The 6924-nt window shown below is 69.0% G+C and carries 10 protein-coding genes; all 10 read right to left on the reverse strand.

Translation table 11 applies throughout. The features are described 5' to 3' along the window. Positions 1 to 60: 60 nt before the first annotated feature. Positions 61 to 510, reverse strand: a complete 450-nt coding sequence (rplQ, locus tag HMPREF3099_RS00295) for a 50S ribosomal protein L17 (RefSeq protein ID WP_070703223.1) — start codon at positions 508 to 510, stop codon at positions 61 to 63. Between the two features lie 70 nt (positions 511 to 580). Then, positions 581 to 1612 (reverse strand): DNA-directed RNA polymerase subunit alpha, encoded by a 1032-nt coding sequence (locus HMPREF3099_RS00300; RefSeq protein ID WP_070703224.1) that lies wholly within the window; start codon positions 1610 to 1612, stop codon positions 581 to 583. A gap of 157 nt (positions 1613 to 1769) precedes the next feature. Then, a complete protein-coding gene (gene rpsD / locus HMPREF3099_RS00305) occupies positions 1770 to 2378 on the reverse strand; it encodes a 30S ribosomal protein S4 (protein ID WP_070703225.1) in 609 nt (202 codons plus the stop codon). Positions 2379 to 2395: 17 nt separating this feature from the next. Beyond that, positions 2396 to 2797: a 30S ribosomal protein S11 gene (gene rpsK, locus HMPREF3099_RS00310; RefSeq protein WP_070703226.1), complete on the reverse strand. Its 402-nt coding sequence runs from the start codon at positions 2795 to 2797 to the stop codon at positions 2396 to 2398. 43 nt (positions 2798 to 2840) lie between these two features. Further along, positions 2841 to 3212, reverse strand: a complete 372-nt coding sequence (rpsM, locus tag HMPREF3099_RS00315; protein WP_015779995.1) for a 30S ribosomal protein S13 — start codon at positions 3210 to 3212, stop codon at positions 2841 to 2843. Positions 3213 to 3416: 204 nt separating this feature from the next. After that, complete coding sequence (rpmJ, locus tag HMPREF3099_RS00320) at positions 3417 to 3530, reverse strand: 50S ribosomal protein L36 (protein ID WP_007928044.1); 114 nt, start codon at positions 3528 to 3530, stop codon at positions 3417 to 3419. Positions 3531 to 3626: 96 nt separating this feature from the next. Next, positions 3627 to 3848: a translation initiation factor IF-1 gene (infA, locus tag HMPREF3099_RS00325; RefSeq protein ID WP_015779996.1), complete on the reverse strand. Its 222-nt coding sequence runs from the start codon at positions 3846 to 3848 to the stop codon at positions 3627 to 3629. Positions 3849 to 4015: 167 nt separating this feature from the next. Beyond that, positions 4016 to 4861 (reverse strand): type I methionyl aminopeptidase, encoded by an 846-nt coding sequence (gene map / locus HMPREF3099_RS00330; protein WP_083323350.1) that lies wholly within the window; start codon positions 4859 to 4861, stop codon positions 4016 to 4018. 1 nt (position 4862) lies between these two features. Then, the gene (locus HMPREF3099_RS00335) at positions 4863 to 5444 is read right to left on the reverse strand and encodes an adenylate kinase (RefSeq protein WP_070703227.1); all 582 of its coding nucleotides are present in this window, start codon (positions 5442 to 5444) and stop codon (positions 4863 to 4865) included. Further along, a complete protein-coding gene (secY, locus tag HMPREF3099_RS00340) occupies positions 5441 to 6760 on the reverse strand; it encodes a preprotein translocase subunit SecY (RefSeq protein WP_070703228.1) in 1320 nt (439 codons plus the stop codon). Before secY ends, HMPREF3099_RS00335 begins: the two co-directional genes overlap by 4 nt. Between the last annotated feature and the right edge of the window lie 164 nt (positions 6761 to 6924).

Raw genomic sequence — 6924 nt, forward strand, 5'->3', positions numbered from 1 at the left:
CCCACCCGTCGGGTGGGGGCCTTCCTCGTGCTCACGGGCGCGGGGCCCGTCAGGGACTGCTCAGGCCTCGTCGGTCGTGGCGTCCTCGGCCTCGGTGCGCGCGGCGTTCTGCGTGGCGCGCTCGGCCTCGGTCACGACCGCCTTGCGGGCCACGGGCTCGCGGACGAGCTCGATGACCGCCATCGGGGCGTTGTCGCCGTTGCGGGGCGCCAGCTTCACGATGCGGGTGTAGCCACCCTCACGGTCGGCCACGTCCGGGGCGATCTCGGTGAACAGCTTGTGCACCACCGACTTGTCGCGGATCACGGTCATGACCTTGCGACGGTTGTGCAGGTCACCCTTCTTGGCGAAGGTGATCATGCGCTCGGCCAGAGGGCGCAGGCGCTTGGCCTTGGCCTCCGTGGTGGTGATGCGGTCGTGCTCGAAGAGCTGGGTGGCCAGACCGGCCAGCAGCAGCCGCTCGTGCGCCGGGCCGCTGCCCAGGCGCGGGCCCTTCTTCGGGGTAGGCATGTGATTTCTCCTGTGCTTTCCAAGTGTCAGCGACGCCCGCTCGGCAGGCGCCGGGTGTCACTGCGGCGGATCAGTACTGCTCGTCCTCGAGGACCTCGTCGCCCGCGGCGGCCTCGCCCTCGTCCTCGTCGCGGTCCAGCACGATGTTGGACGGGTCGAAGTCGGCCGGGGTGTCCTTCAGGGCCAGGCCGAGCTTGTGGAGCTCCACCTGCACCTCGTCGATGGACTTGTTGCCGAAGTTGCGGATGTCCAGCAGGTCCGCCTGGCTACGGGCCACGAGCTCACCCACGGTGTGGATGCCCTCGCGCTTGAGGCAGTTGTAGGAGCGCACGGACAGGTTGAGCTCCTCCACCGGCAGCGCCAGGTCGGCGGCCAGCGAGGCGTCCGTCTGCACGGTGCCCATCTCGATGCCCTCGGCCTCGACGTTGAGGTCGCGCGCCAGACCGAAGAGCTCCACCAGCGTCTTGCCGGCGGACGCCATGGCGTCGGCCGGGGACATGGAGTTCTTGGTCTCGACGTCGACGACCAGCTTGTCGAAGTCGGTGCGCTGCTCGACGCGGGTGGCCTCCACCTTGTAGGTGACGGACAGCACCGGCGAGTAGATGGAGTCGACCGGGATCCGGCCGATCTCCTGCTCGCCGCCCTTGTTCTGCTGCGCCGAGACGTAGCCGCGGCCACGCTCGATGGTGAGCTCGAGGTCGATCGCGCCCTCGTCGTTCAGCGAACCCAGGTACAGGTCGGGGTTGTGCACCTCGACGCCGGCCGGGCAGCTGATGTCGGCCGCGGTCATCTCGCCGGCCCCCTGCTTGCGCAGGTAGGCCACCACGGGCTCGTCGTGCTCCGAGGAGACGACCAGGCCCTTGATGTTGAGGATGAGCTCGGTGACGTCCTCCTTCACACCGGGGACGGTGGAGAACTCGTGCAGCACGCCGTCGATGCGGATGCTGGTCACGGCCGCACCGGGGATGCTCGAGAGCAGGGTGCGACGCAGGGAGTTGCCGAGGGTGTAGCCGAAACCGGGCTCGAGCGGCTCGATGGTGAACCGCGAACGGGCCTCGTCGATCTTCTCCTCGGTGAGGACGGGGCGCTGGGCAATCAGCACGTGCGTTTCCTTTCCGCGCAGCGACCGCTATATGACGCTGCTCGCAGTGGCACCCGACGCGTGCGTCGGGCCAGGGGCTCCGGTGGCATCTGTGGACCACCGGAGCCGGTGCGCCGGACCCGTGGGGGCCGGGCGCGGTGGCGACCGGAGTCGCTGATCAGTTCTTGGAGTAGAGCTCCACGATGAGCTGCTCGTTCAGAACGGTGTCGATCTGCTCACGCATCGGGCGGTCGAAGACCAGGATGCGCAGGGAGCCGGGGACGACCTTCATCCAGGCCGGGACCGGACGCTCGCCGAACACCTCGCGGGCGATCTCGAACGGCTGGGTCTCGGCGGACTTCGGGCGCACGTCGATGATGTCGTACTTGGACACCTGGATCGACGGCACGTCGACGCGCTGGCCGTTCACCAGGAAGTGACCGTGGGTCACCAGCTGGCGGGCGGCGCGGCGGGTCGGCGCGAGGCCGGCGCGGTAGATGACGTTGTCGAGGCGGGACTCGAGGATGGTCAGCAGGTTGTCACCGGTCTTGCCGGGGAGACGGGCCGCCTCGGCGTAGTAGCGACGGAACTGCTTCTCCATGACGCCGTACATGAAGCGGGCCTTCTGCTTCTCCTGCAGCTGGGCCAGGTACTCCTTCTCCTGCGTCCGGCGACGCCCGTGCATGCCGGGCGGGTACGGACGCGCGTCGAAGCTCTTGTCGTCGCCGACGAGGTCGACCTTGAGACGGCGGGACTTCTTGGTGATGGGGCCGGTGTAGCGAGCCATGATTCAGTCCTTTCCTCTCAGAACCGACGACGCTTGGGCGGGCGGACACCGTTGTGCGCGATGGGCGTCACATCGGAGATGGAGCCGACCTCCAGGCCGGTCGCGGTGAGGGAGCGGATGGCGGTCTCGCGACCGGGGCCCGGGCCCTTCACGAAGACGTCGACCTTCTTCATGCCGTGCTCCATGGCACGACGGGCAGCGGCCTCGGCGGCCATCTGCGCGGCGTAGGGGGTCGACTTGCGCGAGCCCTTGAAGCCGACCTGGCCGGCGGAGGCCCACGAGATCACAGCGCCGCTGGGGTCCGTGATCGAGATGATGGTGTTGTTGAACGTCGAGCGGATGTGCGCGTGGCCAGCCGCGACGTTCTTCTTGACACGACGGCGCGTGCGCGAGGCCGCGGCGCGGGTCTTGGGGGGCATGTGTACTCCTACCTAGAGCTGGGGGGTGAGGCCGAGCCGGGGCTCAGGCCTTCTTCTTGCCGGAGACGGTCTTCTTCGGGCCCTTGCGCGTGCGCGCGTTGGTCTTGGTGCGCTGACCACGCACCGGCAGACCACGACGGTGGCGCAGACCCTGGTAGCTGCCGATCTCGACCTTGCGGCGGATGTCGGCGGCCACCTCACGGCGGAGGTCACCCTCGAGCTGGAAGTTGCCCTCGAGGAAGTCACGCAGAGCGACGAGCTGCTCGTCGTTCAGGTCCTTCACCCGGGTGGAGCGGTCGATACCGCAGGCCTCGACGGCCTGCAGGGCGCGGGTGCGACCCACGCCGAAGATGTACGTGAGGCCGATCTCGACGCGCTTGTCGCGCGGGAGGTCGACACCGATGAGACGTGCCATCGTGTTCCTTCTGGTTGTCGTGGAGGTCTGGTGCACCACCAGCCCGGTGTGCCACTGCCTCGGATGATCCAGTGGTCCCGGTCCCCGGCCTCCACGCCGGGGGTGACGTCCCGCAGCTCTGCGGGGGTCGGGTGGTGCGAGTTGCTCAGTGCCTTCGCCCCCGGTGCGGGGGCGTGCGATCCGTGTCGCGTGCGGTGAGGTGCGTCAGCCCTGGCGCTGCTTGTGGCGCAGGTTGTCGCAGATCACCATGACCCGGCCGTTGCGGCGGATCACCTTGCACTTGTCACAGATCTTCTTGACGCTCGGCTGAACCTTCATGTGCCAGTGCCTTCGGATCGTGCGTGCACGCCCACCGGTGGGACCGGCAGGCGTGGACGGTGCGGATGGGGTGAGTGCTGAAGGGCCCGGAGACCCTCAGCGGTGGCGGAAGACGATGCGACCGCGGGACAGGTCGTACGGGCTGAGCTCCACCACCACACGGTCCTCGGGGAGGATCCGGATGTAGTGCTGTCGCATCTTGCCCGAGATGTGGGCGAGGACCACGTGACCGTTCGTCAGCTCCACGCGGAACATCGCGTTCGGCAGAGCCTCGACGATCGTGCCCTCAACCTCGATGACGCCGTCCTTCTTGGCCATGTCCTCCACTACTCACTTGGTCGGCCTCCCCCCTGCTGGGTTCGGCCATAGACGACGGGCTCGTGGACCACTGGACGTGGACGCACGGGTGCCCGGCCGGTCAGCCTAACGCAGAACCCCGCCCGGAGACGAATCCGGGGCGGGGTCGGGCTGCGTGTGGCCGGCGGTCAGTCCCCCAGGGGTGCGTAGCGCGCACCGGCCTCGGCCAGGCCGGCCGCTCCCCCGTCGAGCTCGGTGAGCACCCAGAGCCCGTCGGCCGTCACGGCCACGGTGTTCTCCCAGTGCGCGGCGCGGGAGGCGTCGGTCGTCACCACGGTCCAGTCGTCGGACAGCGTGCGGGTGCGCGCCGATCCGAGCGTCACCATCGGCTCCACGGCCACGGTGAGGCCCTCGGAGACGCGATCGCTCGTGCCGCGGCTGCTGAACATCGGGATCCACGGGTCCATGTGCATCTCCCGCCCGATGCCGTGACCGCCGTAGTCCTCGACGAGCCCGTAGGTGAGTCCGCGCTCCTCCTCGCGCTCCTCGAGCAGGTCCTGGATCGCGTCGCCGATGTCGAACACGCGGCCCCCGGGACGCAGCGCCCCGATGCCGTGCCACATGGCCAGGCGGGTGTCCTCCACGAGGGCGTCGATCGCCGTGTCCGCGGGCGCCCCGGGCACCACCCACGACCGGGCGGCGTCACCGTGCCACCCGTCCAGGATGGCCCCGCAGTCCACGCTCACCAGGTCACCCGCCTCGAGGCGCCGTTCGCCGGGGATGCCGTGCACGACCTCCTCGTTGACACTCACGCACAGCGAGGCGGGGAAGCCCTGGTAGCCCTTGAAGCTGGGCACCGCACCGTCGCCGCGGATCAGGTCCTCGGCGACGGCGTCGAGCTCGGCGGTCGTGCGGCCGGGGGCCAGGGCCTGCCCCACGGCCTCGAGGGTGCGCGCCACCACCAGCCCGGCGCGGCGCATGGCCAGCACCTGCTCGGGCGTCTTGCCGGGCAGCCGTTTCCCCCGTCGGAGCACGTCAGGCCCTGCCGGTGGCCGCGTCGAGCGCCTCGTTGATGCGGGTGGCGACCTCGTCGACCTCGCCGAGACCGTCCACACGGCGCAGCAGGCCACGCTTCTCGTAGGCGTCGCTCAGCGGGGCGGTCTGCTCGGCGTACACGTCCATGCGGTGGCGGACCACCTCCTCGGTGTCGTCCACGCGGCCCTCGATCTCGGCACGCTTGAGCAGGCGCTGGACGACCTCCTCGGTGTCCACCACGAGCTCGAGCACGACGTCCAGCGACTGGCCGGTCGCGGAGAGCATCGTGTCCAGGGCCTCCACCTGGCCGAGGTTGCGGGGGTAGCCGTCCAGGAGGAAGCCCTCCTGCGCATCGGCCTGCGAGAGGCGGTCGGCGACGATGCGGTTGGTCAGCTCGTCGGGGACCAGGCCACCGGAGGCGGTGATCTCCTTGACCTGCTCCCCCAGCGGGGTGCCGGCCTTGATGTTGGCGCGGAAGATGTCGCCGGTGGAGATGGCCGGGATGCCGTAGCGCTCGGCGATGCCGGAGGCCTGGGTGCCCTTGCCGGCCCCGGGGGGGCCGAGGATGATCATGCGGGTCATCGGAGGAATCCTTCGTACTCGTGCTGCTGCAACTTCGACTCGATCTGCTTGACGGTCTGCAGACCCACGCCCACGACGATGAGCAGCGAGGCACCGCCGAACGGGAAGTCACCGATCGACCCGAGGCGGTCGAGGGCGAAGAGCGGGATGAGGGACAGGATGCCCAGGTACAGGGCGCCGGGCACCGTGATGCGGTTGAGCACGTAGCGCAGGTACTGCGCGGTCGGACGGCCCGCCCGGACACCCGGCACGAAGCCGCCGTAGCGCTTCATGGAGTCCGCGACGTCGTCCGGGTCGAACGTGATCGACGTGTAGAAGAAGGTGAAGAAGATGATGAGCGTGACGTAGATGGCCACGTAGATCGGGTCGGTGCTCATCTGCAGGTGGCGCGACACCCACTCCACCCAGGCCGGCGGACGGGTGCCGTCGTTGGGCGTCTGGAACTGGGCCACCATCATCGGCAGCATGAGGATGGAGCTGGCGAAGATGATGGGGATGACGTTCGCCATGTTCATCTTCAGCGGGATGTAGGTGGAGGTGCCCCCGTACATGCGGCGACCCACCATCCGCTTGGCGTACTGCACCGGGATGCGGCGCGTGCACTGCTCGACGAACACCACGACGGTCAGGATCGCCAGGCCCAGCAGCAGCACCAGGACGAACTTGTCCCAGCCACGGTCCTTGATGGCCCACAGCGAGGCCGGGAAGCCGGCGGCGATGGACGTGAAGATGAGCAGCGACATGCCGTTGCCCACGCCCTTCTCGGTGATGAGCTCGCCCAGCCACATGATGAGGCCGGTGGCGGCGGTCAGCGTGAGCACCAGGAGGCTGACGCTCCACAGGGAGTCGTCGTGCATGACGGTCGGGCACTGCATGGGCGTGCCGCCGAAGAGCTGGCTGGGGTTGCGCGCGAAGCTGATGAGCGTGGTCGACTGCAGGACCGCCAGGCCGATGGTGAGGTAGCGCGTGTACTGCGTCATCTTGGCCTGGCCCGCCGCCCCCTCCTGCTTGAGGCGCTCGAAGTGCGGGATGACCACGGTGAGCAGCTGCACGATGATGCTCGCGGTGATGTAGGGCATGATCCCCAGCGCGAAGATCGACAGCTGCAGCAGCGCGCCACCGGAGAACATGTTGGTCAGCCCGAGCAACGAGTTGCTCCCCGACCCCAGAGACTGGCACTTCTGCACCAGCTGGTAGTCGATCCCCGGGGCCGGCACGTGCGAGCCCAGGCGGAAGAGGGCCATGATGCCCAGGGTGAACAGCAACTTGCCACGCAGGTCTGGCGTCAGGAACGCCCGACCGAATGAGCTGAGCACGAAACCTCCTGTGGGCCGACCCGCGGCGGCCGTCCGGTCGGGCGTGCCGGCGGGCACGACCTGCGGGTGACGTGGGCCGCCGTCCGGCGACGACCCCTGGGGCGCACGTGGCGCCAGAAGACCCTAACACCAGCAGGGCCCCGCACCGTCGGTGACGGTGCGGG

Origin of the sequence: Kytococcus sp. HMSC28H12 (genome assembly GCF_001816045.1) — a bacterium.
Lineage (GTDB): Bacteria > Actinomycetota > Actinomycetes > Actinomycetales > Dermatophilaceae > Kytococcus > Kytococcus schroeteri.

Excerpts from the sequence above, each read along its gene's own strand:
- rpmJ (WP_007928044.1), bottom strand. The coding sequence starts at position 3,530 with ATGAAGGTTCAGCCGAGCGTCAAGAAGATCTGTGACAAGTGCAAGGTG.
- rpsK (WP_070703226.1), bottom strand. The coding sequence starts at position 2,797 with ATGCCCCCCAAGACCCGCGCCGCGGCCTCGCGCACGCGCCGTCGTGTC.
- infA (WP_015779996.1), bottom strand. The coding sequence starts at position 3,848 with ATGGCCAAGAAGGACGGCGTCATCGAGGTTGAGGGCACGATCGTCGAG.
- rpsD (WP_070703225.1), bottom strand. The coding sequence starts at position 2,378 with ATGGCTCGCTACACCGGCCCCATCACCAAGAAGTCCCGCCGTCTCAAG.
- rpsM (WP_015779995.1), bottom strand. The coding sequence starts at position 3,212 with ATGGCACGTCTCATCGGTGTCGACCTCCCGCGCGACAAGCGCGTCGAG.
- rplQ (WP_070703223.1), bottom strand. The coding sequence starts at position 510 with ATGCCTACCCCGAAGAAGGGCCCGCGCCTGGGCAGCGGCCCGGCGCAC.
- HMPREF3099_RS00335 (WP_070703227.1), bottom strand. The coding sequence starts at position 5,444 with ATGACCCGCATGATCATCCTCGGCCCCCCCGGGGCCGGCAAGGGCACC.